23 protein-coding genes are annotated in these 25,398 nt (G+C 72.3%); 16 read left to right on the top strand and 7 right to left on the bottom strand.

From position 1 onward, the window contains the following. Positions 1–42: 42 nt before the first annotated feature. The 5 genes from ACFYRX_RS45120 to ACFYRX_RS45100 all read right to left on the bottom strand — a co-directional run bounded on the left by ACFYRX_RS45120 (position 43) and on the right by ACFYRX_RS45100 (position 7,138). Positions 43–2,247, bottom strand: coding sequence for an MMPL family transporter (locus ACFYRX_RS45120; protein ID WP_389113060.1), 2,205 nt, complete (start codon positions 2,245–2,247; stop codon positions 43–45). Between the two features lie 229 nt (positions 2,248–2,476). Continuing rightward, entirely contained in the window at positions 2,477–3,496 is a 1,020-nt protein-coding gene (locus tag ACFYRX_RS45115) for an acyltransferase domain-containing protein (protein ID WP_389113045.1), read from the bottom strand. A 151-nt stretch (positions 3,497–3,647) separates the two neighbouring features. Then, entirely contained in the window at positions 3,648–4,676 is a 1,029-nt protein-coding gene (locus tag ACFYRX_RS45110) for a methyltransferase (protein ID WP_389113043.1), read from the bottom strand. A gap of 84 nt (positions 4,677–4,760) precedes the next feature. Continuing rightward, positions 4,761–6,686 (bottom strand): AMP-binding protein, encoded by a 1,926-nt coding sequence (locus ACFYRX_RS45105; RefSeq protein WP_389113059.1) that lies wholly within the window; start codon positions 6,684–6,686, stop codon positions 4,761–4,763. Then, positions 6,686–7,138 carry a nuclear transport factor 2 family protein gene (locus ACFYRX_RS45100; protein WP_389113042.1) on the bottom strand — a complete coding sequence of 151 codons (453 nt, stop codon included), beginning with the start codon at positions 7,136–7,138 and terminating at the stop codon, positions 6,686–6,688. The genes ACFYRX_RS45105 and ACFYRX_RS45100 overlap by 1 nt, the downstream gene beginning before the upstream one ends. A gap of 183 nt (positions 7,139–7,321) precedes the next feature. Here ACFYRX_RS45100 and ACFYRX_RS45095 point away from each other — a divergent pair, with 183 nt between their 5' ends. From ACFYRX_RS45095 to ACFYRX_RS45060, 8 genes are read left to right on the top strand one after another with little or no spacing between them, the layout of a single operon-like run. Next, complete coding sequence (locus tag ACFYRX_RS45095; RefSeq protein ID WP_389113041.1) at positions 7,322–8,137, top strand: SDR family NAD(P)-dependent oxidoreductase; 816 nt, start codon at positions 7,322–7,324, stop codon at positions 8,135–8,137. Positions 8,138–8,181: 44 nt separating this feature from the next. Beyond that, positions 8,182–9,147, top strand: coding sequence for an aromatase/cyclase (locus ACFYRX_RS45090; RefSeq protein WP_389113040.1), 966 nt, complete (start codon positions 8,182–8,184; stop codon positions 9,145–9,147). Then, on the top strand, positions 9,140–10,792 hold the full coding sequence (locus ACFYRX_RS45085) for an FAD-dependent oxidoreductase (RefSeq protein WP_389113038.1): 1,653 nt from the start codon (positions 9,140–9,142) through the stop codon (positions 10,790–10,792). Before ACFYRX_RS45090 ends, ACFYRX_RS45085 begins: the two co-directional genes overlap by 8 nt. Positions 10,793–10,843: 51 nt before the next feature. Beyond that, a complete protein-coding gene (locus tag ACFYRX_RS45080) occupies positions 10,844–11,290 on the top strand; it encodes a PPOX class F420-dependent oxidoreductase (RefSeq protein WP_389113036.1) in 447 nt (148 codons plus the stop codon). 2 nt (positions 11,291–11,292) lie between these two features. After that, the gene (locus ACFYRX_RS45075; RefSeq protein ID WP_389113034.1) at positions 11,293–12,360 is read left to right on the top strand and encodes a class I SAM-dependent methyltransferase; all 1,068 of its coding nucleotides are present in this window, start codon (positions 11,293–11,295) and stop codon (positions 12,358–12,360) included. Continuing rightward, positions 12,357–13,373 carry an aldo/keto reductase family protein gene (locus ACFYRX_RS45070; RefSeq protein WP_389113033.1) on the top strand — a complete coding sequence of 339 codons (1,017 nt, stop codon included), beginning with the start codon at positions 12,357–12,359 and terminating at the stop codon, positions 13,371–13,373. Before ACFYRX_RS45075 ends, ACFYRX_RS45070 begins: the two co-directional genes overlap by 4 nt. Before the next feature lie 13 nt (positions 13,374–13,386). Further along, positions 13,387–13,824, top strand: a complete 438-nt coding sequence (locus ACFYRX_RS45065; RefSeq protein ID WP_389113031.1) for a PPOX class F420-dependent oxidoreductase — start codon at positions 13,387–13,389, stop codon at positions 13,822–13,824. Next, entirely contained in the window at positions 13,821–14,624 is an 804-nt protein-coding gene (locus ACFYRX_RS45060; protein WP_389113030.1) for an SRPBCC family protein, read from the top strand. The genes ACFYRX_RS45065 and ACFYRX_RS45060 overlap by 4 nt, the downstream gene beginning before the upstream one ends. A 76-nt stretch (positions 14,625–14,700) precedes the next feature. Here the strand turns inward: ACFYRX_RS45060 and ACFYRX_RS45055 are convergent, their stop codons facing one another. Continuing rightward, positions 14,701–15,732, bottom strand: coding sequence for a methyltransferase (locus tag ACFYRX_RS45055; RefSeq protein WP_389113029.1), 1,032 nt, complete (start codon positions 15,730–15,732; stop codon positions 14,701–14,703). A 206-nt stretch (positions 15,733–15,938) separates the two neighbouring features. On the opposite strand from ACFYRX_RS45055, the gene metK reads away from it, so the two are divergent. The 3 genes from metK to metF are packed head-to-tail and all read left to right on the top strand — an operon-like array spanning position 15,939 to position 19,080. Then, on the top strand, positions 15,939–17,153 hold the full coding sequence (gene metK, locus ACFYRX_RS45050; RefSeq protein WP_389113027.1) for a methionine adenosyltransferase: 1,215 nt from the start codon (positions 15,939–15,941) through the stop codon (positions 17,151–17,153). A 38-nt stretch (positions 17,154–17,191) separates the two neighbouring features. Further along, a complete protein-coding gene (locus ACFYRX_RS45045) occupies positions 17,192–18,175 on the top strand; it encodes a carbohydrate kinase family protein (protein ID WP_389113025.1) in 984 nt (327 codons plus the stop codon). Next, on the top strand, positions 18,172–19,080 hold the full coding sequence (metF, locus tag ACFYRX_RS45040) for a methylenetetrahydrofolate reductase [NAD(P)H] (protein WP_389113024.1): 909 nt from the start codon (positions 18,172–18,174) through the stop codon (positions 19,078–19,080). Before ACFYRX_RS45045 ends, metF begins: the two co-directional genes overlap by 4 nt. 88 nt (positions 19,081–19,168) lie before the next feature. Here metF and ACFYRX_RS45035 read toward each other — a convergent pair whose 3' ends face one another. Further along, positions 19,169–19,909 (bottom strand): SDR family oxidoreductase, encoded by a 741-nt coding sequence (locus ACFYRX_RS45035; RefSeq protein WP_389113022.1) that lies wholly within the window; start codon positions 19,907–19,909, stop codon positions 19,169–19,171. Between the two features lie 210 nt (positions 19,910–20,119). On the opposite strand from ACFYRX_RS45035, the gene ACFYRX_RS45030 reads away from it, so the two are divergent. The 5 genes from ACFYRX_RS45030 (at position 20,120) to ACFYRX_RS45010 (ending at position 25,373) form a co-directional block, all read left to right on the top strand. Then, positions 20,120–21,037 carry an MBL fold metallo-hydrolase gene (locus ACFYRX_RS45030; RefSeq protein ID WP_389113020.1) on the top strand — a complete coding sequence of 306 codons (918 nt, stop codon included), beginning with the start codon at positions 20,120–20,122 and terminating at the stop codon, positions 21,035–21,037. A 45-nt stretch (positions 21,038–21,082) separates the two neighbouring features. After that, positions 21,083–22,660: an acyl-CoA carboxylase subunit beta gene (locus tag ACFYRX_RS45025; RefSeq protein WP_389113018.1), complete on the top strand. Its 1,578-nt coding sequence runs from the start codon at positions 21,083–21,085 to the stop codon at positions 22,658–22,660. After that, positions 22,657–22,893 carry an acyl-CoA carboxylase epsilon subunit gene (locus tag ACFYRX_RS45020; protein ID WP_389113016.1) on the top strand — a complete coding sequence of 79 codons (237 nt, stop codon included), beginning with the start codon at positions 22,657–22,659 and terminating at the stop codon, positions 22,891–22,893. The genes ACFYRX_RS45025 and ACFYRX_RS45020 overlap by 4 nt, the downstream gene beginning before the upstream one ends. Positions 22,894–22,999: 106 nt before the next feature. Next, positions 23,000–24,376, top strand: a complete 1,377-nt coding sequence (locus ACFYRX_RS45015) for an MFS transporter (protein ID WP_389113014.1) — start codon at positions 23,000–23,002, stop codon at positions 24,374–24,376. Next, positions 24,261–25,373, top strand: a complete 1,113-nt coding sequence (locus ACFYRX_RS45010; RefSeq protein ID WP_389113013.1) for a serine hydrolase domain-containing protein — start codon at positions 24,261–24,263, stop codon at positions 25,371–25,373. The genes ACFYRX_RS45015 and ACFYRX_RS45010 overlap by 116 nt, the downstream gene beginning before the upstream one ends. Positions 25,374–25,398: the final 25 nt, after the last annotated feature.

The raw sequence follows: 25,398 nt of genomic DNA, 5'->3' as shown, positions 1-25,398 counted from the left end.
CGGCCCGCACGGGCCGTCCCTTTCAGCATGCGAGGACCGGGTTCAGGTCCTGGCGCGCTCGGCCGTCTCGCCGTCCTGCCGAGGCGTCACGAGCAAGGGTTCCGGCGCCAGGAGGTCACCGCCCTCCAGGTCGGGCAGCCTGCTCAGCAGGCGCGGGACGTGCCAGTTGCGCTCGCCGAGCAGGAGCATCGCCGCCGGCAGGAGGATGCCCCGGATCACGGTCGCGTCGATGAGCACGGCCATGGCGAGCCCCAGACCCATCTGCTTCATCCCCTGGAGCGACAGGGTGCCAAAGATCGCGAAGACGCCGACCATGATGACCGCGGCGCTGGTGACCACGCCCGCCGTGGTCGCGATCCCGTGTCCGATGGCGTCCCGCGTGCTCATGCCGCGCAGCCGTGCCTCACGGATCCTCGACACCACGAACACGTGGTAGTCCATGCTCAGCCCGAAGAGGATGACGAAGAGGAACAGGGGCAGCCAGGACTCGATGGCCCCCACGCCCTGTGCACCGATGAGGGAGGCGCCCCAGCCCTTCTGGAAGACCGCGGTGAGGATGCCGTAGGCGGCGCCCACGGACAGCAGGTTGAGCACCGTGGAGGTGAGGGCGATGAGCGGCGACCGGAAGGACAGCAGCATCAGCAGGAACGCGAAGGCGATGACGAAGGCGAACACCGGGGCCACGCTCGAGCCCAGCTTGTCCGCGAAGTCCTTCGACGCGGCGACGGATCCGCCGATGGGTGCCCGCACGCCCTCGACCCTGCCCAGGGTCTGCGGGCGCACCTCCTCGCGAAGCACCCGCAGGCTCTTCTCGCTCCTGGCCCGCGAGTCGCCCCCGGCCAGCGGCACCTCGATGACCGCGAGGTTCTGCTTCTTGTGCACGGTCACCTGGACCGGGCCCCCGGAGGCTCCGGAACTGACGGCGCGCTCGCGGAACGCGGCGATGGCTCCGGTCACCTGTGCGGCGGTGATGTCGTCGGCGGTCACCACGACCTCGGCGGGTTCCGGGCCGCCCGGGAACGACGTGCTGATGTCCTCGTAGGCGCGGACCATGGGCACGTTGCCCAGTTCCTGCTTGAGGGTGAGGTCCGCCGGATGCAGGGCGGTGGCCGGGACGGCCAGGGCGATCAGCGCGCCGGCGCCGACCAGCAGGCACAGCTTGGGGCGGCGCAGCACGGTGCCGAGGACGGCGCGCCACACGCGGCTCTCCGCGTCCGGGGCCTGCCGGGCCGGCCTGCGCCAGGGCAGCCGTCCCTTCTCCACCCGCTCGCCGAGCAGGGACAGCACGGCCGGCAGGACGGTCACCGAGCCGATCATGGCCACGCCCACCACCAGCAGGGTCGCCAGACCCATGCCCTCGAACTCGATCATGCCGGTGAGGAACATGCCGGCCATCGCGACGATCACCGTGCTGCCGGAGACGAGGATGGCCCGGCCGGAGGTGGCGGACGCGATGCGCAGCGCCGTCCGGGAGTCCCTGCCCCGGGCGCGTTCCTCGCGCTCGCGGCGCAGGTAGAAGAGGCAGTAGTCCACGCCGACGGCCATGCCGACCAGGAGCATCACGATGCCGGAGCTGTCGCTCATGGGCACCGCGTGACTGGCCAGTGCGACCAGGCCGGTGGTGGCCACGACCGCGGTCAGGGAGAGGACCACCGGCAGGACGGCCGCGACGAGAGCGCCGAAGGCGATGAAGAGGATGCCGATCGCGAGCGGCACCACCGAGTACTCGGCCTGGGAGAAGTCGTCGCTGAACGCGTCCCCGATGGTCTTGTCCGCGCTCGCGGCGCCGAACTGCTCGACGGTCAGGTCCTTGTGCCGGTCGGCCGCCTGCTCGACGGCGGTGAGGACCGGGCCCACCCGGTCGCCCGCCGTGGCGGGGTCCCCCCTGACGGCGAACTGCACCAGGGCGGCGTGGCCGTCCGGGGAGACGGCCTTGGTGTCGTAGGGCGAGCGGATGTCGGTGACCTGTCCGGTGGCGCGGACCGAGGCGATGACGTCGTCGACCGTGTCGCGGGCGGCCCGGTCGGTCACCGGACCGGTCGAGCGGATCAGCACGGACTCCAGGGCGGGGTCCTGGACGCCCTTGTCGTGCAGGGTCTTGATGACCTGTCCGGCCTCGCCGGGCACGGTGTCGTGGTCAGCCGCGTCGATCTGGCCGACGATGCCTCCGACCACCACCGAGACGACCGCGAAGAGCAGCCAGGCGGCCACGGCCGTCCAGCGGTGCTCGGCGCTCCAGCTGCCCATGCGGCCGGCGAGACCGCGCGGCTTGAAGGCCGGCTCCGTAGTGGTGCGGCCGGGTGATCGGGTCCGGCTCTTTCCGTGTACTCGCGCCACGGGTCAGCCCCCTTCGGGCGTTCGGAAGGTCGGAAAACGGAAGGTGCGCAGGTGTGGAAGGCGCACGGGCCGGCCGGCCGTCACTGTCTTATCGACAAGCGCCTACTTGTCAAAAGCTAAGGGTGTAGCTGTACGATCGTCAAGTGAGCAGGTGGGTCAGCGCGGTTCGGAGAAAAGCCAGGTCCCCACCGGGCCGCGGAGGCAGCAGCGGCACCACCCGGCTGCGCCGCGACCGCACCTGGGGATGTCGGCGCGCCAGCATCGACAGCCCCTGCCCGGGCCCCGTCTCCACCAGGGTGAAGTCGCCGTGCCGCAGCAGGTTGTCCAGCGCGGGCCAGAACAGCACCGGCTCGGCGAGCTGCTGGGCCCAGAAGCCGGCGTCCGCCGCCTCGTGCGGACGGACCGGCCGCCCCGTGCGGGTCGACCACACGCGGATCCCCGGCGAGTTCAGCGACACCCCGCGGAACGCCGTCTCGAACACATCGGCCGCGCCCGCCACCGCCGGGCTGTGGAACGCCTGCCGCGCGGGCACCCGGCGCGCGGCCACCCGGGCCTCGCGCAGGGCCTCCTCGACCGCGGTGAGCTGCGGCTCCAGCCCGCTCAGCACCGTCTGCGCGGGCGCGTTGACCGCACCGACGGCCACCGCACCCGGGGCGCCCCCGGAACCGCCCGCCAGCAGATGCGCGAGTTCCTCGGGGCGTGCCGCCACGGCCAGCATGCCCCCGGGTCCGACGCCGGCCATCGCGGCGGACCTGGCCGACATCAGCCAGGCCGCGTCGGCCAGGTCGAACACCCCGGCCAGCGCGGCCGCCGCCAGTTCTCCGATGCTGTGCCCGAGCAGCACCGCGGGTCGGACGCCGTGGGCGAGCAGGGTGCGCCCGAGGGCGTATCCGACGGCGAAGAGCAACGGCTGGGCGCGGGAGGCGTCGTCGAGCGGAACGCGCGGGCGCTCACTCAGCCAGTCCTCGCGCAGTTCCTCGCCCTCCCGCCCCAGCAGCGTGAAGAACTCGTCCATGACGGCGGTGAACACCGGCTCGGGCCCGTAGAGGCCCGTGGCCATGCCCGGCTGCTGGGCTCCCTGACCGGGGAACAGCACGGCGACGGGGCGCGCGGGGGAGACGGGAGGCGGGACTGCGGACGCATCGGTGGCAGGGGGCATGTTGTCCTCCGGTTTCGAAGAAGTCGTACGGGGACGACCGCCGCTCATACGCGTGCGGTCGTCCCCGGGCATGCCTCACCGCCGACACGGAGGCCCGCGCCGGCAGTGAGGTATCAGCTGTGGGAGGAGAGGAAGCGAACCTGTCCGTGGATCAGGCCACGGTGCTCTCGAAGAGGTGCAGATACGAGTTGACCGGGCGGATGTCCCCGACCCGCAGCCCGGCCTGCTCCATCAGGGCGGCCAGCCCCTCCCGGGTGTGCTTCTTGCCGCCCACGTTCAGCAGGAGCAGCAGGTCCATCGCGGTGGTGAACTTCAGCTCGGGACTGCCGTCCACCAGGTTCTCGATCACGAGGACCCGGGCCCCCGGGCGGGCCGCGGCCACCGCGTTGCGCAACGCCGTCACGGTGCTCCGGTCGTCCCACTCCAGGATGTTCTTGAAGATGTACACATCCGCCTGGACCGGGATCTCCTCGAGGCAGTCGCCCGGCAGCAGCGTGGCCCGCGAGGCGAGCGAACCGCCCTCGTCCAGCCGCTCGTCGGGGTGGGCGACCACACCGGGCAGGTCCAGCAGCGTGCCGTGCAGCCCGGGGTTCTTCTCCAGCAGGGTGGCCAGCACCAGCCCCTGCCCGCCCGCGATGTCGGCCACGCTCCGCACCCCGGACAGGTCGAGCTGTTCGGCGATGGCCCGTGCGGAGAGCTGACTGGACTGCGTCATCGCCTTGTCGAACACCTCGGCCGAATGGGGCGCCCGGGCGTGCAGATACGCGAAGAACTCCTCCCCGTGCAGGGAGGGGAACACCCCCTTGCCCGTGCGGACGGCCTCGTCCAGGTGCGCCCACAGTTCCCACGTCCACGGCTCGGTGGCCCACAGGACGTTGTACTTGATGCTGTGCGGGGTGTCCTCGCGCAGCAGCCTGGACTCGGCCGTGTGCGTGTAGGAGCCCTCACCGGTCTCGGCGAAGACGCCGTACGTCGTCAGTGAGCGCAGCAGGCGGACCAGTGCCTCCTCGTCCGCGCCCACGACCCGGGCCAGTTCGGTGGCGGTGGCGGGCTCCTCACCGAGTGCCTCGGGCAGCCCGAGCAGGGCCGCGGCCCGGACCGAGGCGGCGCAGGCGGCGCTGTGCGCCAACTCCCGCAGCTTCATGACCGGTCCCGGTACGGCGGTTGTCGCGTCGGTCATCACGAATTCCCTTCCCTCCAAGGATGCGCACAAGAACGCGGGCCGGCCGATGACGGGGGGCACCGGCCGGCCCGCAGACGCGGATCATTCGCCCGCGTCGGCCTGACGCTCGGTCACCAGCCGGTACGGACCGGCCTCCGCCCGGGCGAGCTTCATGATCTCCATCACCGGACCGCGGAAACCGTCGCCGGCGACCGCCTGCTTGTGGGCCGCGCCGTCCGTCCACTCCGCGGTCTCCACGTACACCTGCGGGTCCTGCACCGACCGGTACAGGTGGTACGTGCGGAAGCCGGGCTGCTCCGCCATGTAGTCGGTGATCTTCCCCAGCAGCCGCTCGAACTCCTCGGTGTCGCCGGACACGGTGAAACGGTTGACGAAGTGATGCATGACGGTGGACTCCTTCGGATGGGAGGGGGTTTCCTGTGCGGTCGCAAGGCGGGCGCGCAACTCCTGGCGGAGCACCTTGCCGGTGGGCGAGCGGGGGACACGGTCGATCGCCTCGATGTGCTCGAGCCGCTCGTAGTACGGCAGCCCGGCGTTGACCTCGGCCGCCACGGCAGCCGGGTCGACGGTGCCCGCGCCCTCGGCGAGCACCACGAACGCGTGCGCCACGGCGCCGCTGAACTCGTGGGGCCGGTCGATCACGGCGCAGTCGGCGACGGCGGGATGGCGCAGCAGCACCCGTTCGATCTCCGTCGGCGACACCAGCCAGTTGTCCCGTTTGAAGACGTCCTTGAGCCGGTCGACGACGTACAGGTATCCGTCGGCGTCCATCAGCCCGATGTCACCGGTGGAGAACCAGCCGTCCGCGTCGGTGTCGTACGACAGGTCACGGCCGAGGTACCCCTTCATGAGCTGGGGTCCGCGGACCTGGATCTCGCCCCGCTCGCCCACGGGTCGCACCCGGCGTGAGTCGACCTCGACGATCCGGCACTCGGTGCCCGCCACCGGCCGCCCGGACGAGCGGGCACGCGGCGCCACCAGACTGTCGAAGTGTGTGGAGGGGGAGGTCTCCTGAAGGCCGTAGCCCTGGACGACCGGTACGCCGAAGTGCTGACCGAGCGTGCCCGCGGCGGACTGCGGCAGGGTCGACCCGCCGGAGAGCACCGCCCGCAGCGACGGGCATTCCAGCTCGGTCAGCCGGGGGTGCACGGCCAGCCGGGCCAGCCGGACCGGAAGGCTGTAGAAGTGGGTGGCGCGCAGCCGGTTCGCGGCGTCCATCGCGGCCGCCGGATCGGGCTCGGTGCACAGCACGAGGGTCCCGGCCACCGCGACCGTGACGGTCAGGTGCATCAGATGGAACGTCGGAAGGTAGTCGAACACCACCGCATCCGGGTCCAGGCCGTGCGCCCGCGCCGACTGCGCCGCGTTGACCACCAGATTGCGGTGGCTGAGCAGCACGGCCTTCGGCGCTCCCGTGGTACCGCTGGTGAACTGCACGCAGGCGACGGCCTCGGGGTCGTCGTCCAGGTGAGGCGGCCCCTCGTCGGGCCCGGCACCGGGCAGTTCGCCCAGCACCGGTACGTCCTCGGGCACCGCGCCCGCGCCCCGGTGTGTCAGCACGAGGTGCCGCAGCTCCGGCAGCCGGCCGCGCACGCCCTCCAGGCGTTCATGGAGCTCCGGGGGCGCCAGCACCGCCCGCGCCGCGCTGATGCCCAGGACATGGGCGAGCCCGTCCTCCCGGAGCAACGGATTGACCAGGGCCGGGATGTTGCCGGAGCGGAGGATGCCGAAGAAGGCCGGGGCGAAGTGCCGGTCCAGGGTCGTGGTCAGGGCCACCACGGCGTTCGAGGAGCCGAGCAGTTCGCGCAGACCGGCGGCGTACCGGTCGGCCAGCGCCGTCAGCTCCGCGTAGTCGATCGTCCCCTCGGCGGTGCGCACGGCGGTGCGGTGCGGGGCCGACGCCGCGGCCCGGTGCAGCAGGTCGTCGATCCGGGGCCCGCCGAGCAGATCCGACAGCGAACCGAGCGGGGCGCCGGCCACCACCCCCTCGTGCACCGCGCCCGGCATCACGAGCGCGGAAGGTCGTCGCGGTGCACCTGCCGACGCCGTACGAGGAGCCGGTCGCCCTCACGCACGAGCAGGTCCTCGCAGGAACAGCTGAGCTCCAGCTCGGCCTTGCCGCCCTTGGGGGTGGCGAGCACCTGCGCGTAGGACACGGCCGTCACCGAGCCGTCGGTGTTGCGGGAGACCTCCAGCATGCCCAGCCAGTGACGGCGCTGGACACCCTGTTCCGCGAGCCGGGCGGTGGCCTCGGCCGCGCCCTGCCGGATGGCCCCGCGGCCCACCTGAGGCCGGGGGTGGGCGTTGGCGCCGAACACCCCGTCCTCGGTGAAGGTCTCGGCCCACTCGGTGACGTTGCCCTCGTCGAGGCTGCGCATCTGCCGGGCGTAGAAGTGCAGGACCTCCTGGTACAGCGCGCTGTCGTGGGCGCTGTTCGCGGGCGGTGCCGACAACGGCATGACAGTCCCCCTTTCGATCACGGTGTCGTGGTGTGCAGCAGAGGCTCGCACCGGCGCCTCGAGAACCGCTGGAGATCTCCTCACCGGCCCGTCCACCCGCGCCGGGAGGGTTCGAGGCATCCTCGGCCGCGCCTCGAACCCGGTCCGGGAGGCTGCCGGGGCATCCCGACGGAGGAGGACGAGATGACCACAGCGCATTCCCCGGGCACGGCCGAGGCGGGCAGCCCGCACCGCGCGGCCCTGGTGACGGGCGGCACCAGCGGGATCGGACTGGCCGTGGTGACCCGGCTGGCCCGCCGCGGCATCCCGGTGTTCCTGTGCGCGCGGACGGAGGAGAACGTGTCCTCGACCGTCAAGGGACTGCGGGAGCAGGGCCTGGAGGTGGACGGCCGGGCCGCCGACGTGCGCTCGGGCGAGTCGGTCCGGGCCCTCGTCAGCGCCGCCGTGGAGCGCTACGGGCCGATCACCGTGCTGGTGAACAACGCCGGACGAAGCGGCGGCGGCCGGACCGCGCAGATCACCGACGAGCTGTGGGACGACGTGATCGAGACCAACCTCAGCAGTGTCTTCAGGGTCACGCGCGAAGTACTCACCACCGGCGGCCTGGAGGGCCGCGAGGGCGGACGCGTCATCAGCATCGCCTCCACCGGAGGCAAGCAGGGCGTGCCCTTCGGCGCCCCCTACTCGGCCGCCAAGGGCGGCGTCATCAGCTTCACCAAAGCTCTCGCCAAGGAGCTCGCGCCCACCGGGGTCACGGTCAACGCGGTCTGCCCCGGCTACGTCGAGACACCCATGGCCGTCCGGGTGCGCGAGTCCTACGCGAGCACCCGTCAGCTGTCCGAGGAGGAGGTGCTCACGGAGTTCCACGCCAAGATCCCGCTCGGCCGCTACTCCACCCCCGACGAGGTGGCCGGCCTCGTCGACTACCTCGTCACCGACACCGCCGCCTCCATCACCGCGCAGGCCCTCAACGTCTGCGGCGGACTCGGCATCTTCTGACCCCGCGGGCCGGCGCCCGGTCCGACCCAGAGAAAGGCACGGCAATGCTGCGCACCGGAACCCAGCGCACCACGCACCACATCGACATCGACGCACCCACCGGGACGGTCTACGGGATCATCGCCGACGCGCTCGCCTGGCCCGTCCACTTCGCCCCCACGATCCATGTCGAACAAGTCGAGAAGGCGGACCCTCGGGCGGGGGGAGTGGAACGCCTGCGGATCTGGGCCACCGCCAACGGCGAGGCCAAGACCTGGACATCGCGCCGGCACCTGGACCCGCGGCGGTCCCGGATCAGCTTCCGGCAGGAGGTCTCCACACCGCCGGTCGCCTCGATGAGCGGCGAGTGGATCGTCGAAGCCGGCACCGAAGCGGGCACCGCACGTCTCACACTGCTCCACGAGTTCACCGCCGTCGACGACGACCCGGCCGGCCTCGAATGGATCGAGCAGGCCACCGACCGCAACAGCAGAACCGAACTCGCCAACATCAAGGCACTCGCCGAGCAGGCCGCGGACACCGCCGGCCTCGTCTTCGAGTTCGAGGACTCCACGGTGATCGACGCCCACCCACGGGCCGTCTACCGGTTCCTCCACGAAGCCGCGGCCTGGCCGGACCGGCTGCCCCACGTGTCCCGGATGAAGCTGCGCGAGGACGTCGAGAACGTCCAGTGGATGGTGATGGACACCGTCACCAAGGAGGGCTCGTCCCACACCACCGAGTCGGTCCGGGTCTGCTTCCCGGAGCAGCGGCGCATCGTCTACAAGCAGATCGTCACGCCGCCCCTGATGACCGCGCACCTCGGCGAGTGGACGGTCGTCCCCACCGCCCACGGCGTACGCGCGACCTCCTGGCACCGCGTACGCCTGAACGAGGACGCCATCCCCGAGGTCCCGCAGGCCGGCGGGACACGCGCGTCCGCGGCGGAGTTCGTCCGCCGGGCCGTCGGAGGCAACAGCGCGGCGACCCTCGCCCTGGCCAAGGCCTTCGCGGAGGCGCGCCATGACTGACAGTCCCGCGAGCCCCGACGTCCTCGTGGTGGGCGCGGGCCCCGTCGGTCTCACGCTCGCCCACGAACTGGCGCGGCGCGGAGTGGCGGTACGGATCGTGGACCGGGCCCCGGGCCCCGCGACCACCAGCCGGGCCCTCGCCGTGCACGCCCGCACCCTGGAGATCTGCGACCAGATGGGTGTCCTGGACAGCCTGCTGCCGCGCGGCCGCAAGGTCGAGCACTTCACGCTCCACCTGCGCGGACGCACCCTGGTCCGCTTCGACACCGACTACTCCACGATGCCCACCCGGTACCCCTTCAGCCTCATGGTCGACCAGGTGGTGACCGAGGAGGTGCTGCGGGAGCGGCTGTCCCTGCGCGGCGTCGAGGTGGAGTGGGGTGTCGCCCTCGACTCCTTCACTCCGTACGACGACCACGTGGACGTGCGGCTCGTCGCGGCGGACGGTCGCGCGACGACCTGCTCCGTACCGTGGCTGGTCGGCACCGACGGGGCGCACAGCACCGTCCGCAAGAGCCTGGGCCTGCGACTTGTCGGCGACGCCAGCGAGACCTGGCTCAACGCCGACGTCGAGACGGACGCCCCGCTCCCCGGTGACAGCAACCACCTGCTGCACACCGGGAAGGGCACCCTGCTGATGGTGCCCTTCCCGGCCTCGGGGAAGTGGCGGGTGATCGACACCCAGGACATCACCGACGCGGACGACCCGGAGGCGATCAGGAACCGGCTCGCGGTGAAGATCTCCACAGCGCTCGACCGGCCCGTGAAGGTGTCGTCGCCCACCTGGATCTCGGTCTTCACCGTGCAGCAGCGGATGATCGAGAGCATGCGGGTCGGCCGCTGTTTCGTCGCCGGGGACGCGGCACACGTGCACAGCCCCGCCTCCGGGCAGGGCATGAACGCCGGCATGCAGGACGCCTACAACCTCGCCTGGAAACTCGCCGACGTGATCCGCGGTCTCGCCCGGGAACAACTGCTGGACAGCTACGGCGCCGAACGCGTCCCCGTCGGTGAACGCCTCCTCGGCTCCACCCGCGTGGCCACCGCTCTGGTCGCCCTGCGCAACGCGCTGGGGCCGGTACTGCTGCCCGTCGGCCTCGGCGCCGTCAGGCGGATCGCCCCGCTCAAGCGCAAGCTGGAGCGCAAGATGATCCGCGGCTTCTGCGGGCTGACCGTCGCGTACCCGGACAGCCCGCTCAGTCTGCCCGCGCCGCCCGGCCCGGGACTCCGGCCCGGACAGCGGGTGGGATGCACCGCCGAGGACCGGCGCACCCGGGCCGGCTGGCGGGACCTGTGCGAGGAACTCCACGACCCGCGCTGGACCCTGCTGGTGCCCGCGACGATCGACGGGCGTCCCACCGGGGAACTGACCGGGCGGCTCGACGCGACCCACGGCCGGGCGGTCTCGGTCCGTCGGCTGTGCGACGCGGACGACACCTCAGGGCCCCGCCCGCTGCTGGACCCGGACGGCGTGCTGCGCCGTGATCTCGGCCTGGCGCGGCAGGACTTCGCGCTCATCCGCCCCGACGGGTACCTGGCCGCCCGCGGACCACTGGCCCACGGCGCGGAACTCGATGACGCACTGCGGTCCGCCGGACTGACCGCGGCCCGCACCGCGCCCGCCGCCCTGCCCGAAGCGTCCTGAACCCCCTTGCCCCACACGTCGGTTCCCAGCCCGTACGAACGGAGTGAAGTCATGAGCCAGAATCAGGAGGACGCCTACCGGCGGCTGCTGGCCGAGCGCAGCGGCGGTCGCGGCGTCCTGGTCACCCTCAAGCGGGACGGTCGTCCCCAGCTCTCCAACGTGGGATACAGCTACGACGCCGCCACGGACACCGTCCGGATCGCCACCACCGACGACCGCGCCAAGACGCGCAACGCCCGCCGGGACCCCCGGGTCAGCTTCCATGTCACGACCGAGGACATGTTCGCCTTCGGGGTGTTCGAGGGCACGGCCTCGGTGTCCGAGGTGGCCGCCGACCCGCACGACGCCGTGGTGGACGAACTCTGCGACATGTACCGCGCCACCCAGGGCGAGCACGAGGACTGGGAGGAGTTCCGCCGGACCAAGGTGAAGGACCAGCGGCTCGTGCTGCGGGTGCGGGTCGAGCGAGCCTACGGCTTCATCTTCCAGAAGAGCTGACGATGACGACGCACAAGGCGCCGGCCGTCACCCGGCAGAGCCTGCTGGACACCCTCCAGGCCTTCAAACGCACCAGTCTCCTCAGGGCGACCGTCGAACTCGGCGTCTTCGACGCGCTCGCCGCCGGCCCCCTGGACCCCGACCGGCTCGCCCGCGCCGTCGGCGCGGACGCCCGGGCCCTGCGCGTCCTGCTCGGCGCGGCCGCCGCCACCGGACTGCTCGTCCGGGACGGCACCCGCTTCGCCCTCCCGCCCGGCGCCGCCGAACTCCTGGTCAGCGGCAGCCCCCAGTACGCCGGACACGCGCTGCGGATCAACGTCAGCGACTGGGAGTGGGAGGCGATGCGCGACCTGGCCGCCGTGGTGCGCAAGGGCGGCACCCTGCTCGCCCCCGACGCCACCGAGCCGGGGTTCTCCTACTGGCGGGACTTCGCGGCGGACGGCACCTTCGTGACCCGGGCCGCCGCGGCCGCCCTCGTCGAGTCCACCCGGGTCTGGGCCGACACCGTGCCGGTACCGAAGGTGCTGGACGTCGGCTGCGGACACGCGCTGTTCGGGCTCGAGTTCACCCGGCTGCATCCCACCGCCGTCCTGCACGCCCTCGACCGCCCCGACGTCCTCGACCGGGCCAGGGCCCACGCCGAGCGCATGGGCCTGGCCGACCGCACCCACTGCATCGAGGGCGACGCCTTCACCGTCCCGCTCGGCGGACCGTACGACCTGGTGATCGTCGCCAATCTGCTGCCCATGTTCCCCGAGGACCAGGGAGTCGCCCTGCTGCGCCGGCTCTCCGGCGCACTGCGCCCCGGCGGGCGCCTGGTCACCGTCGGATTCACCGTCGACGGCGGTCCCCCGGCCGACGAGCACGCGGCCCATCTGCTGTCGCTGCTGATGCTGGTCTCCACCCCCGGCGGCGAGGCCCACTCCCTCGACACCACACGGCGGATGGTCGCGGCCGCCGGGCTCACGGAGATCTCGACCCGCCGGGTCGATCCGCTGCCCGTACACGTCGTGACGGCCGCCCCCGGCGTGCCGGCAGCCGTGGACACACAGGAAGGAACCAAGCGATGAAGTACGCACGTGTCGGTGACAGCGGTCTGGTGGTGAGCCGGATCGTCTACGGAAACGCGATCACACACGGGGACCAGGTCGACGAGTCGGTCGCCCGGGACTGCGTACGGGCCGCGCTGGACAGCGGCGTCACCACCTTCGACACGGCCGACCTGTACGCCGGGGGACGGGCGGAGGAGATCCTCGGCCGCGCCCTGGCCGGCGTCCGCCGCGAGGAACTGGTCGTCTGCACCAAGTCGGGCCGCTGGGCACGGCCGGGCGACCCGAACGCGGGCCGGCTGTCCCGCAAGCACATCACCGAGTCGGTCGACGCGTCCCTGCGCCGGCTGGGGATGGACCACGTCGACCTCTACCAGACGCACCGTCACGACCCGGAGACTCCGCTGGAGGAGACCCTCGAAGCCCTCGCCGACATCGTGCACGCGGGCAAGGCGCACTACATCGGAGTGTCCGAATGGCCTGCCGAACGCATCCGTGAGGCGGCCCGCATCGCCCGGGAGCTCCATGTCCCGCTGATCGCGAACCAGTCGCAGTACTCCATCCTGTGGCGGGTCGTCGAGGCCGAGGTGCTCCCCGCGAGCCGGGAGGCGGGCGTCGGCCAGATCGCGTGGATGCCGCTCGCCGGCGGTGCGCTGACCGGGAAGTACCGGCCCGGCGCGGGCCTGCCGGAGGGCAGCCGGGCCGGGTCGGGTCCGGGCGGGGCCAAGTCCATCGGCCGCTGGGACTACCTCAACGAGAAGGTGCTCGCCGCCGTGGCGGACCTCGAGCCGCTCGCGGCCGGGGCCGGACTCACCCTGCCCCAGATGGCGATCGCGTGGGTACTGGGCAGGCCGGGGGTCGCCGCCACGGTCATGGGCGCATCCCGCCCGCAGCAGTTGGCGGAGAACGTGGCCGCCGCCGACGTCGTCCTCGACGACGAACTCCTGCGCCGCATCGACGCGGTGGTCGCACCCGTGGTCCGGGACGACCCGTCGCTCACCCTGGATCCGCTCGGCCCCGCCGCAAGGCTGTGAGGGGGAGCACCGCGTGATCTTCACCGACAAGGAGATCGAGTACCTGACCTCCCAGCCCTTCGGCCGCCTGGCGACCGTCGGCCCGCACGGCGACCCGCACGTCGTCCCGGTGGGCCTGCACTACAACCCGGAGCTGGCGACCATCGACATCGGCGGGCTCAACCTCGGCAGGAGCCGCAAGTACCGGGACGTCCGCGCACACCCGCAGGTGGCGTTCGTCGTCGACGACGTCGACCCGGCCGATCCGACGGCACCGCGGGGCATCGAGATCCGCGGGCTCGCCGAGGCCCTGGCCGAGGGCGGGCGGCGGCTCGGCGGCCAGGTGGACCGGGAGCTGATCCGGATCAGCCCGACGCGGGTCGTCTCCTGGGGCATCGAGGCGAACTGGCAGGCGGGCCCCTACGCCCGCAGCGTGTCCCCGGACCACCGACGCACGGAGGAACTCCGATGACCGAACTCACCCACGAGCTGACCGCGGCGGCACCCGCCCGACTCCTCTTCGACCTGGTCGCCGACGTGGTCGAGGCCCCCCAGTACTTCGCCACCCACCTGCACGCCGAGATCGTCCGCACCGAGAGCGCCGAGCGTGATCTCGTGGCCCGCTGGGTGATCGACGGCGGCTCGCCCCGGGGCTGGCGCCTGTGGCGGGTCCGGGACACCGAGAACCTGCTCATCTCCTTCGAGCACGAGACGCCCAGGCCGCCGCTGACCGCCATGCGGGGGGAGTGGCGGTTCGAGCGCCTGCCGGACGGCGGCACGACGATGCGCGTGCGGCACTCCTTCGACCTGGCCGACGGCGCCGACCCGGCGGCCGTGGACAAGGTGGCCACCCAACTCGACGACAACGTGCCCCGCCAGCTCGCCGGGATCGCGCGACTGGCTGGGTCCGTCGAGGCACTGCGCCGCGACACCGTGACCAGTGTGCGAACCGTCCGGGTGAAGGCGCCCCGGGACGACATCGCGGCACGGGCGGCCGGCACCCTCCCGGACGGCGGCGCGCACTGGGTGTGCGTCGAACCCGCCGAGGGGCAGCTCGTGTTCAAGCGCCACCCCGAGCCGGCCCCGCAACTGCACTCGTCGACAGGGGAGTTCCGGTTCACCGAGGAACAGGGTGGCACCACGGTTCGCCTGCGCAGGACCGTCACCCTCACCGGCCCGGTCTCCGAGGAGGAGCTCCGCGTCGCCCGCAAGCAGCTCGATGCCGACGTGCGTGACCAGCTCACCGAGTTGGCCGCCGCGGCCGCCGACTGAGCTGCCCCGCTCCCCGAGCGCGCTTCGGCCCCGGAACCCTTCCCGGTTCCGGGGCCGAGGTGTGCGGTGCGCCGGGTCAGTCGCGTTTCGCGGCGACGACGACCGTGTCGTTGCCCTTGGCCAGCCGGGTGGCGGACAGGAAGGTGAAGCCCACCTTCTCCACCCAGGTGCGGCACTCCGACACGGTGTACTCCGAACCACCCGGTGTGATCAGCCCGACGTTCAGGCTGCCCACGAGGCTGCGCAGATCCGGTGCCTCCTCGTCGAGCATCTGGTCGTAGACGACGACCGCCCCGCCCGGCGGCAGCACGGCATGGGCACGGTCGAGCAGTTCCTGCCGCTCGTCCTGGGACCAGTCGTGCAGCACATGCCCGAACACCAGCACGTCGGTCTGCGGCAGGGCGTCGGCGAAGAAGTCGCCCTGGTGGAACACCACCCGCCCGGCCAGGCCCAGTTCGGCCATGTACTCATCGAAGAACGGTTGCACGGCGGGCAGTTCGAAGACGCCGCCCGTCAGATGGGGGTGTCGCCGCACCAGGTGGGCGGCCACGTTGCCCCGGGCACCGCCGACGTCGACGAACGAGGAGTACGCCGACCAGTCCACCGCCTCGGCGAGCTGCGGTCCCACCACACCGTTGTTGGCGTCCATGTGCACCAGGAAGTTCCGGGTGGCCTCCGGGTTGCTGTACAGCGTGGCGAACGCGTCCGCGCCGACCCCGGCCTTGGGCTCGCCGTCCCGCAGGGCCTCGGTGAGCCGGCCCCAGGTGTGGTAGTGCCGCTGAGCCGCGGTCCGGATCCGGGCGCCCAGATAGAGCGGGCCTCCGGGCACGAGGAACTCCTCCACCTCGGGCGTGAGCCGGTACCGCGCGCCGTCCCGCCCGATCAGGCCGAGCGCGGCCACCGCGGCCAGGAAGTCCCGCACCAGACGCGGGTGGAGCTCCAGCCGTGCGCAGATCTCGCCCTGGCTCAGCGGCCCTTCGGCCAGGAGCTCGAAGAGCCCCACCTCGACGGCGCTGTGCAGAACGCGGGCCTGGGCGTAGGAGGCGCTCAGGCGGGCGATCGCCGGCGCGTCCAGGGACGGCCCGGCGCTGGTGTCGCTGATGGTCATGAAGAGTCCTCGCATCCCTCGGGGAGTTCGGATGACGGTCCATGGTCCGCACACCGGTTCGAGGGTTCGTCGAGATGTCGGAGAGCACCCGTGCGGATCGGGACACTGGCGCGAACAGGGCTCTAACGCGGCTGGCTACGTTGCGGGGAACCGGACCAGCCGCTCCCGTCGTGCCGGGAGCCGACTCCCCCTCAGGAGGCACAGCCATGCCCGGACGCCTGTTCACCTCGGAATCCGTCACCGAGGGCCACCCCGACAAGATCGCCGACCAGATCAGTGACACCCTGCTGGACGCGTTGCTGCGGCAGGACCCGGCCTCCAGGGTCGCCGTGGAGACGCTGATCACCACCGGTCTCGTGCACGTGGCCGGCGAGGTCACGACCGAGGCCGATGTGCCGATCGCGCGACTCGTGCGCGAGAAGATCCTCGACATCGGCTACGACTCCTCGGCGAAGGGCTTCGACGGCGCCTCCTGCGGGGTCTCGGTGTCCATCGGTGCGCAGTCGCCCGACATCGCCCGGGGCGTCGACACGGCCTACGAGAGCCGGGTCGACGGCGACGGCGACGGCGACGACCTCGACCGGCAGGGCGCCGGCGACCAGGGCCTGATGTTCGGCTACGCGACCGACGAGACACCGACCCTGATGCCGCTCCCGATCCACCTGGCACACCGCCTGGCCGAGCGGCTGTCCGCGGTCCGCCGGGACGGCACCGTCCCCTATCTGCGGCCGGACGGCAAGACCCAGGTCACCCTCGAGTACCAGGGCAGCCGGCCCGTCCGCCTCGACACGGTCGTCGTCTCCTCGCAGCACGCCGCCGGTGTCGACCTCGACGCACTCCTCGCCCCGGACATCCACCGGCACGTCGTGGAGCCCGTGCTGGCGGAACTCGGGGACGAGGGCATCAAGCTGGAGACGGACGACCACCGGCTGCTGGTGAACCCGACGGGCCGGTTCGAGGTGGGCGGACCGATGGGGGACGCGGGCCTGACCGGCCGCAAGATCATCATCGACACGTACGGCGGGACGGCCCGCCACGGCGGCGGCGCGTTCTCGGGCAAGGACCCCTCCAAGGTGGACCGTTCCGCCGCGTACGCGATGCGCTGGGTGGCCAAGAACGTGGTCGCCGCCGGTCTCGCCCGCAGATGTGAGGTCCAGGTCGCGTACGCCATCGGCAAGGCCCGGCCCGTCGGCCTCTTCGTCGAGACCTTCGGCACGGCCGTCACCGCGCAGAGCCGTATCGAGGACGCCGTGCACGAGGTCTTCGACCTGCGTCCGGCCGCGATCATCCGCGACCTCGACCTGCTCCGCCCGATCTACGCCCGGACCGCGGCGTACGGCCACTTCGGCCGTGAACTGCCCGAGTTCACCTGGGAGCGCACCGACCGTGCCGAGGCGCTGCGCCGGGCGGCCGGCGTCTGACCCCGTTCGTCCGGCACCATCACGAAAGAGAGGCCGCCATGCGCATTGCCGTGACGGGATCGATCGCAACCGACCATCTGCTGCAGTTTCGTGGCCGCTTCACCGAGCAGTTGCTCGCCGACAGCCTGGACCGCGTCTCGCTCTCCTTCCTCGCCGAGGAACTGGAGATCCGCCGGGGCGGAGTGGCCGCCAACATCGCCTTCGGCCTCGGCCGGCTCGGCCTGACGCCGTACCTGGTGGGCGCCGCCGGTGTCGACTTCGCCGAGTACCAGCTCTGGCTGAAGCGGAACGGGGTCGACACCGACTCCATCACCGTCTCGGACAGCCGGCACACCGCTCGGTTCATCTGCACCACGGACGCCGAGCAGAACCAGATCGCCACCTTCTACGCCGGCGCGATGACCGAGGCCCGTGACATCGGCCTCCGTCCCCTGATCGAACGCACCGGCGGCCTCGACATGGTCATCGTCTCGCCGAACGACCCCGAGGCGATGCTCCGGCACACCCGGGAGTGCATCGCCCTGGGCATCCCCTTCGCCGCCGACCCCTCCCAGCAACTGGCGCATCTGGGACGGTCCGAGGTCCGGGCCCTGCTCGACCACCCCCGGCTGCTGTTCACCAACGAGTACGAGTCCGCACTCCTGCAGGAGCGGGCCGGCTGGACCGAGCCGCAGATCCTGGGCCGCGTCGGCTCCTGGGTGACGACACTGGGCGACCGGGGAGTCCGTGTCCAGCGTGCCGGACACCGGCCGCTGCGGGTGCCCGCCGTCACCACCGCACCCACCGTCGATCCGACCGGAGTCGGCGACGCGTTCCGCGCGGGCTTCCTCGCCGCCGGCGCATGGCGGCTCGGTGAGCCGGCCGCGGCCCGACTGGGCTGCGCGCTGGCCACGTTGGCGCTCGAGACGGTCGGGACACAGGAGTACGCCCCACGGGCACAGGTCCTGCTGGACCGCCTGAGCCACACGTACGGGCCGGGGGCCGCCGCCCAACTCGCCCCGTTCCTGGAGGTGTTGCCGTGAACCGCACCCTGTGCGCGCCCACCGTGCGCGAGGTCCTGGCCGGTGGCTCCCCCTTCTTCTCCTTCGAGTTCTTCCCGCCGAGGACCGAACAGGGCACCCGGACCCTGTGGAACGCCGTCCGCCGGATCGAGGCGCTGTCGCCGGCCTTCGTGTCGGTGACCTACGGCGCCGGCGGCTCCTCCCGGGACCGCACCGTGGCGGTCACCCGGCAGATCGCCGCCGAGACCACGCTGCGTCCGGTGGCCCATCTCACCGCCGTCGGACATTCGGTGGCCGAGCTGCGCCACATCCTCGGCCAGTACGCCGACGCGGGTGTCCGGGAGGTCCTCGCCCTGCGGGGAGACCCGCCGGGCGACCCGAACGCCCCCTGGCGGCCGCACCCGCAGGGCCTTCGGCACGCCTGCGAACTCGTCAGCATGGTCAAGGAGTCGGGCGACTTCGGCGTGGGCGTGGCGGCCTTCCCGGAGATGCACCCGCGCTCCGCCGACTGGGACAGCGACATCAGGCACTTCGTGGCCAAGTGCCGAGCCGGCGCCGACTATGCCATCACCCAGATGTTCTTCCACGTGGAGGACTACCTTCGACTGCGCGAGCGCGTCGAGGCCTCGGGCTGCGACACACCGATCATCCCGGAGATCATGCCCGCCACCGACGTACGCCAGATCAGGCGATTCGCCGCGCTGTCCGGCGCGGCATTCCCCGAGGACCTGGCCCGGCGCCTGGACGCCGCCCGGGACAGGCCGGCCGAAGGCCACCGCATCGGCGTCGACCACGCGACCGCCATGGCGCGCCGGCTCCTGGCCGAGGGCGCCCCCGGACTGCACTGCATCACCCTCAACCGGCCCTCGGCCGCCCTGGAGATCCACCAGCACCTGCGGACCACCGTGGGCACGGCCCGGAACTGAACCCCGGGCCGGGGCGGCACGGAACGGGCCCACCGGCGCCCGACGGGGGATGGCGGGTGCCGGTGGGCCGCTTGGAGGGGGCGAGGGGTCAGCCGGCCATCAGGGACAGGCCGCCGTCGACCGTGACGACCTGCCCGTGGATCCAGCCCGCGTCGGGACGGCACAGCAGGGCCACGGCGTCGGCGATGTCGTCCGCAGTGGTCAGCCGTCCCGCCGGGGTACGGGCGGCCAACGCCGCCGCCACGTGCGCCGGCCCTTCGGAGCCGGCCCCCTTGTCGATCTTCGAGGTGGACACGGCGTTCACGGTGATGCCCGCCGGGGCCAGCTCCACGGCGAGATAGCGCACCAGGCTCTCCAGAGCGGCCTTGGCCACCCCTTGCGTCAGATAGGAGCGGACCACCCGGCCCGCGCCCGCGCTGCTCACCGCGATCACCCGGCCGGGCCGGCCCGCCATCAGGTCGGTCAGCGCCGGCACACCGGCGAGCAGCGGCGCCAGCGCCAGGGCGAGATCGTCCCGCGCATCCCGCAGGGAGACCCGTGGCCCGGCCGACGGACGCCGCTGCGCGGCCGCGTGCACGAAGACGTCCAGAGCCCCCCAGGTCTGCCGCACCTCACGAAGCACCCGCACCACGCCGGCCGGGGCGGTCAGATCCGCCCGCACCGCGGTCACGGTGCCCGGCAGCCCGGCCAGTGAGTCCAGGGCGTGCTTCGCGTCGGCGTCGCTGTGCCCGTAGACCAGCAGGACATCGGTGCCGTCCGCGCACAACCTGCGCGCGACCGCCAGTCCGACACCCCGGGTACCACCCGTCACCACCGCTTTCGCGCTCATGAACACCCTCCTCCGGGCCGTGTGCGGTCCAGGGTGGCAGGCCTCCGTAGACGAATGATCGAGAACGGATCGCACGCCGCGGCGGCCCCTCGCCACCGTCCGGGCTCTAACCGTCCTCGAAGCGCGGGACCGACGCTGAGGGCCCGCCGGGAACACGCCCCAGGCTGCCGGGCGGCGGTCCGTGCCCGAGGTCCAGGAGGAGGAGCCGACATGAGCGAGCTCGGCCCGTACGAGCCGCGGTTCGAGGAGGTCGCCGACGGCGTGCACGCCTTCGTCCAGCCGGACGGCGGCTGGTGTCTGAACAACGCGGGCGTCCTGCCCGGCAGCGACGTCACCCTCGTCGTGGACACCGCCGCGACCCGCGCCCGGGCCCTCAGACTGCGCGAGGAGACCGAGCGGCTCAGGGGCGGCTCACGCCTGCTGGTGGCCAACACCCACCAGCACGGCGACCACACCTTCGGGAACTGCGTCTTCGCACCGGACGCCCTGTTCGTCGGCCACCGCACCACCCGCTCCGACATGGAGAAGTCCGGCCTCGGACTCCAGCAGCTGTGGCCCGACGTGCCCTGGGGCGAGGTGAGCGTCACCCTGCCGGAGCTGACCTACTCGGAGCGGATGACCCTGCACACGGGCCGCCACGAGGTCGAGTTGCTCCACCCCGGTCCCGCGCACACCACGGGGGACACGGTCGTCTGGGTGCCGGGCCGCCGTGTCCTGTTCACCGGGGACATCGTCATGAACGGGGTGACGCCCTTCTGCCTCATGGGTTCCGTCGAGGGCTCGCTCCGCGCGATACGACTGCTGCGCGAGCTGGGACCCACCACGGTCGTACCGGGACACGGCCCCGTCTGCGGACCCGAGGTGTTCGACACCTGCACCCGTTACCTCCGCTGGGTCCAACGGCTGGCCGAGGACACCGTGTCGGCGGGAGTGTCCCCTCTGGAGGCGGCCCGGGACACGGATCTGGGGGAGTGGGGCGACCTGCTCGACCCGGAGCGCCTGGTGCCCAACCTCGTGCGGGCCGTCGCCGAGGAACGCGGCGGCCCCCTGGGCGAACAGATCGACGAGACGGCCGCGTTCGGCGAGATGCTGGAGTTCCACGGCGGCCTCCCCACGTGCCACGCCTGAATCCGGCGTCCCCACTTCCCCGGTCTGTCAGGAGAAAGGGCAGTCATGACCGTCGTACAGGAGAATCCGTTCCAGGCGGCCCGCGACCGGGTCGCCGAGCTCCACGAGATCCGCGCAGCCGTCAGCCGGGGCCCGGACGACCGGGCCACCCGGGCCCAGTGGGCCAAGGGCAAACTCACCGCACGTGAGCGCCTCGAGCTGCTCTTCGACGACGGGGCGTTCACCGAGGTCGAGGCTCTGCGGCGGCACCGGGCCACCGGCTTCGGCCTCGAGAACAAGCGGCCCCACACGGACGGGGTCGTCACCGGCTGGGGCCGGGTGTACGGGCGGACGGTCTTCGCGTACGCCCATGACTTCCGCGTCTTCGGCGGCTCCCTCGGAGAGGCGCACGCCGAGAAGATCCACAAGATCATGGACATGGCCTCAGCGGCAGGCGCTCCCCTGGTGGGGCTGTGCGACGGCGCCGGCGCCCGGATCCAGGAGGGGGTCGGCGCCCTCGCCGGATACGGCGGCATCTTCCAGCGCAATGTGCGCAACTCCGGGGTGATCCCGCAGATCAGCGTGATCATGGGGCCGTGCGCCGGGGGCGCCGCCTACTCGCCCGCGCTCACCGACTTCGTCTTCATGGTCCGTGGCACCTCGCAGATGTTCATCACCGGCCCGGACGTGGTCAAGGCGGTCACCGGTGAGACGATCACCCAGGACGAGCTGGGCGGCGCCGACCCGCACGCCACGCTCTCCGGAGTCGCGGACTTCGTCCACGACGACGAGGCGGCCTGTCTGTCCGACGTCCGCTACCTGCTCTCCCTGCTCCCCGCCAACAACCGGGAGGCGCCGCCCGCGGAGCCCTCGGCCGACCCGGCGGACCGGCGCACCGGGACCCTGGCGGACCTCGTCCCGGCCGACCCCCACCGCCCCTACGACATGCGCCGGGTGATCGAGGAGATCGTCGACGGCGGGGAGCACTTCGAGGTCCGTCAAGGGTGGGCGCCCAACGTGCTGTGCACCCTCGCGCGCCTGGACGGTCACGTCGTCGGCATCGTCGCCAACCAGCCGTCCGTGCTGGCCGGGGTGCTGGACATCAAGGGCAGCGAGAAGGCCGCTCGGTTCGTGCGGTTCTGCGACGCGTTCAACATCCCGCTCGTCACCCTCGTCGACGTCCCGGGCTTCCTGCCGGGAGTCGACCAGGAACACGGCGGCATCATCCGTCACGGGGCCAAGCTCCTGTACGCCTACTGCGACGCCACGGTGCCCCGGGTGCAGGTCATCCTGCGCAAGGCCTACGGCGGCGCCTACATCGTCATGGACTCCCGCTCGATCGGTTGCGACGTCTCGCTGGCCTGGCCCGCCAACGAGATCGCCGTGATGGGTGCCGAGGCCGCCGCCGACGTGGTCTTCCGACGCGAGATCGCCGCCGCGCAGGACCCCGAACTCGCCCGCAAGCAGTACATGGAGGAGTACCGGGAGCAGTTGATGCACCCCTACCACGCGGCGGAGCGCGGACTGGTCGACGACGTGATCGACCCGGCGGAGACGCGGATGCGGCTGACGGACGCGCTCGGCATGCTGCGCGCCAAGTACGTCGCGGCGCCCAGCCGCAAGCACGGGAACCAGCCGCAGTGACCGGCGACCCCGGCGGCCGGCCGGCCTTCGAGGTGCGTACGGGAACGCCGTCCGAGACCGAACTGGCCGCGCTCACCGCGGTGCTGCTCGCCCTGGCCCGGGCGTCCGCACCGGACGCGGAGCCCCGGGGGTACGGCGTCCGGGCGCCCCGGTGGCCGGCCGAGGAGCGCCCCCATGTGCCGTCGGGAGCGTGGACGGCCGCACCCCGGGGCGGCGCCCGCCCCACGCCCTGACCGACAGGAACGGACGACCGCCCCGCCCAGGCGCGCGGCGGCCACCCAAGGAGCGGGAGGGACATGCACCAGGGCCTGTCGACACCGTGGGGCGGAGCAGTGTGAGATGTTCCGGCAGACGTTCAGATCGCTCGCCGTGCGCAACTTCCGGCTCTTCGTCGTGGGCCAGCTGTTCTCCGTCACCGGCACCTGGATGATGCTGGTGGCGCAGGACTGGCTGGTGCTGTCCCTGTCCGGTGACTCGGCGACACAGCTCGGACTCGTCACCGGCCTCCAGTTCGTCCCCGTGCTGCTCCTCACGCTGCACGGCGGCACACTCGCGGACCGGTGGGACCGGCGACGGCTCCTGACAGTGGCGAACGCGGTCGCCGGACTGCTCGCCGCGCTGGTCTTCCTGGTGGCCGTCGGACCGGGGCTGCGCCTGTGGCACATCTACGTCTTCGCCACGGCGCTGGGCGTGGTCACCGCCGTGGAGGCGCCGACCCGCATGGCCCTGGTGGGAGAGATGGTCGGCCCCGAACTCCTGCCCAACGCCTCGGCGTTGAGCGCCGCGTATTTCAACGTCGCCAGCATGACGGGCCCGGCGCTCGCCGGGCTGCTCATCGGCAGCCTCGGCGCCGCCTCCGTCTTCCTGCTCAACGCGATCAGCTACGGCGCGACCGTGACGAGCATCCGGCTGATGCGGCCCTGCGAACTGTCTCCCGCCCGCCCCCGGTCGGACCGGCGACGCCGGGACGGCGGAGTGATCGCCGGGCTCCGCTATGTGCTGCGGCGTTTCGACCTGCTGCTGCCGCTGGTCCTGCTGGCGATCGTGGGCACCTTCGGCTTCAACTTCCAGCTCACCCTGCCCCTGCTCGCGAAGACGGAGTTCGGGACGAGCCCCGCCTCCTTCGGACTGCTGACCTCCGCGCTCGCGGCCGGCTCGCTCGGCGCCGCGCTCCTCACGACCTCTCGTGTGCTCAGACCGACGGCCGGCGTGGTGATCGGCGCGAGCGTCCTGTTCGGTCTGTGCGAGATCGCCTCGGGCCTGGCACCGACGTTCGCCCTGACCCTCGTGGCGCTCACGGCCACGGGTTTCGGGGCCGGCTACTTCGCGCAGGCGACCAACCATCGCGTGCAGCTGGGGACCGACGGAAGGTATCGCGGCCGGGTGCTGGCCCTCTACGTGGTGATCTTTCAGGGATCGACGCCACTGGGCGCCCTTCCGCTCGGCCGGCTCGTCGAGGCGGAGGGCGCCGGATCAGGACTCGTGGCCGGTGGCCTGATCACTCTGGCGGCGGCGGCTTCGGCTCTCCTGTGCGTGCGGTGGAGCGCGCGGCCCGTATTTCGGTTGACCGGGGGGGTGGGCGACGGGCTCAATACCCTCCATGGCCGACATCCAGGGCACGTACGACGATCTGTTCTCCGCGGTACCCAGCGGACTGGCGGCGCTGCTGGACGAAGGGGACGTGGGGGGCTCGGTGGCCGTCTTCGTGGACGGTGAGCCGGTGGTGGACGTCTGGGGCGGCTTCGCCGACGCCGGCCGTACGGCCCCGTGGGAGCGGGACACGATCACCAACGTCTTCTCCACCACCAAGACGATGACGGCGCTGTGCGCGCTGATCCTCGCCGACCGCGGCGAGCTCGACATGGACGCCCCGGTCGCCCGGTACTGGCCGGAGTTCGCCGCCGCGGGCAAGGAGAAGGTGCTGGTACGGCACGTCCTCTCGCACACCGCCGGCCTGCCCCACTGGGAGGGCCCGGTCGAGGAGATCTACGACTGGCGGGCCGCCACCTCCCGGCTCGCCGCCCAGCCACTCCTCTGGGAGCCCGGCACCGCGGCCGGCTACCACTCCCTCACCCAGGGCTTCCTGATCGGGGAGGTACTGCGCCGGATCACCGGCCGTACCGTCGGCGAGTTCCTGGCCCAGGAGGTGACCGGGCCCCTCGACGCCGACTTCCACATCGGACTCGCCGCCGCACACGATCACCGCCTCGCCCTCACGGTCCCGCCGCCCGGCCGGGACGAGGACTACACCGCGGGCGCCGCCACCCCCGGCCCCGACGCGACCCCCTCCAGCGGTACCGCCCTGCACGTCCGGGACGGCAACAGCGTGGCCTGGCGGCGCGCCCAGATCCCCGCCGCCGGCGGCTTCGGCAACGCCCGTTCCATCGCCCTCGTGCAGTCCGCGCTCGCCTGCGAAGGCACGGTCCGGGGTGTCCGGCTGCTGTCGGCCGCCGGCGCCGCGCGGGCCCGGGAGGAGCAGTTCAGCGGCGAGGACCGCGTGATCGGCATGACCCAGCGGTACGGGCTGGGCTACGGACTCTTCGGCACCGGCTTCGGCTGGGGCGGCTGGGGCGGGTCCCTCGTCATGATCGACCCCGACGCCCGCATGGTGGTGGCCTACGCGACCGACCAGATGCGCGAACCCGCCGAGGACACACGGGGGTTGGGCCTCGTCATGTCCGCCTACGACGGCCTCCAGGGCCTGCGCCGCTGACCACCGAAAACCGAGTGCACCGACC

This window comes from Streptomyces sp. NPDC005374 (assembly GCF_042872225.1).
Classification (GTDB): domain Bacteria; phylum Actinomycetota; class Actinomycetes; order Streptomycetales; family Streptomycetaceae; genus Streptomyces.
Note: the sequence above shows the minus strand (reverse complement) of the source record. Positions and strands in the feature narration are given on the sequence as shown.

Coding starts and splice junctions, on each gene's coding strand:
- ACFYRX_RS45110 (WP_389113043.1), bottom strand. CDS start 4,676: ATGACCGACGCGACAACCGCCGTACCGGGACCGGTCATGAAGCTGCGG.
- ACFYRX_RS45030 (WP_389113020.1), top strand. CDS start 20,120: ATGAGCGAGCTCGGCCCGTACGAGCCGCGGTTCGAGGAGGTCGCCGAC.
- ACFYRX_RS45045 (WP_389113025.1), top strand. CDS start 17,192: ATGCGCATTGCCGTGACGGGATCGATCGCAACCGACCATCTGCTGCAG.
- ACFYRX_RS45035 (WP_389113022.1), bottom strand. CDS start 19,909: ATGAGCGCGAAAGCGGTGGTGACGGGTGGTACCCGGGGTGTCGGACTG.
- ACFYRX_RS45010 (WP_389113013.1), top strand. CDS start 24,261: ATGGCCGACATCCAGGGCACGTACGACGATCTGTTCTCCGCGGTACCC.
- ACFYRX_RS45075 (WP_389113034.1), top strand. CDS start 11,293: ATGACGACGCACAAGGCGCCGGCCGTCACCCGGCAGAGCCTGCTGGAC.
- ACFYRX_RS45055 (WP_389113029.1), bottom strand. CDS start 15,732: ATGACCATCAGCGACACCAGCGCCGGGCCGTCCCTGGACGCGCCGGCG.
- ACFYRX_RS45015 (WP_389113014.1), top strand. CDS start 23,000: ATGTTCCGGCAGACGTTCAGATCGCTCGCCGTGCGCAACTTCCGGCTC.
- ACFYRX_RS45095 (WP_389113041.1), top strand. CDS start 7,322: ATGACCACAGCGCATTCCCCGGGCACGGCCGAGGCGGGCAGCCCGCAC.
- ACFYRX_RS45085 (WP_389113038.1), top strand. CDS start 9,140: ATGACTGACAGTCCCGCGAGCCCCGACGTCCTCGTGGTGGGCGCGGGC.
- ACFYRX_RS45060 (WP_389113030.1), top strand. CDS start 13,821: ATGACCGAACTCACCCACGAGCTGACCGCGGCGGCACCCGCCCGACTC.
- ACFYRX_RS45120 (WP_389113060.1), bottom strand. CDS start 2,247: ATGGGCAGCTGGAGCGCCGAGCACCGCTGGACGGCCGTGGCCGCCTGG.
- ACFYRX_RS45080 (WP_389113036.1), top strand. CDS start 10,844: ATGAGCCAGAATCAGGAGGACGCCTACCGGCGGCTGCTGGCCGAGCGC.
- ACFYRX_RS45070 (WP_389113033.1), top strand. CDS start 12,357: ATGAAGTACGCACGTGTCGGTGACAGCGGTCTGGTGGTGAGCCGGATC.
- ACFYRX_RS45115 (WP_389113045.1), bottom strand. CDS start 3,496: ATGCCCCCTGCCACCGATGCGTCCGCAGTCCCGCCTCCCGTCTCCCCC.
- ACFYRX_RS45105 (WP_389113059.1), bottom strand. CDS start 6,686: ATGCCGGGCGCGGTGCACGAGGGGGTGGTGGCCGGCGCCCCGCTCGGT.
- ACFYRX_RS45090 (WP_389113040.1), top strand. CDS start 8,182: ATGCTGCGCACCGGAACCCAGCGCACCACGCACCACATCGACATCGAC.
- ACFYRX_RS45025 (WP_389113018.1), top strand. CDS start 21,083: ATGACCGTCGTACAGGAGAATCCGTTCCAGGCGGCCCGCGACCGGGTC.
- metK (WP_389113027.1), top strand. CDS start 15,939: ATGCCCGGACGCCTGTTCACCTCGGAATCCGTCACCGAGGGCCACCCC.
- ACFYRX_RS45100 (WP_389113042.1), bottom strand. CDS start 7,138: ATGCCGTTGTCGGCACCGCCCGCGAACAGCGCCCACGACAGCGCGCTG.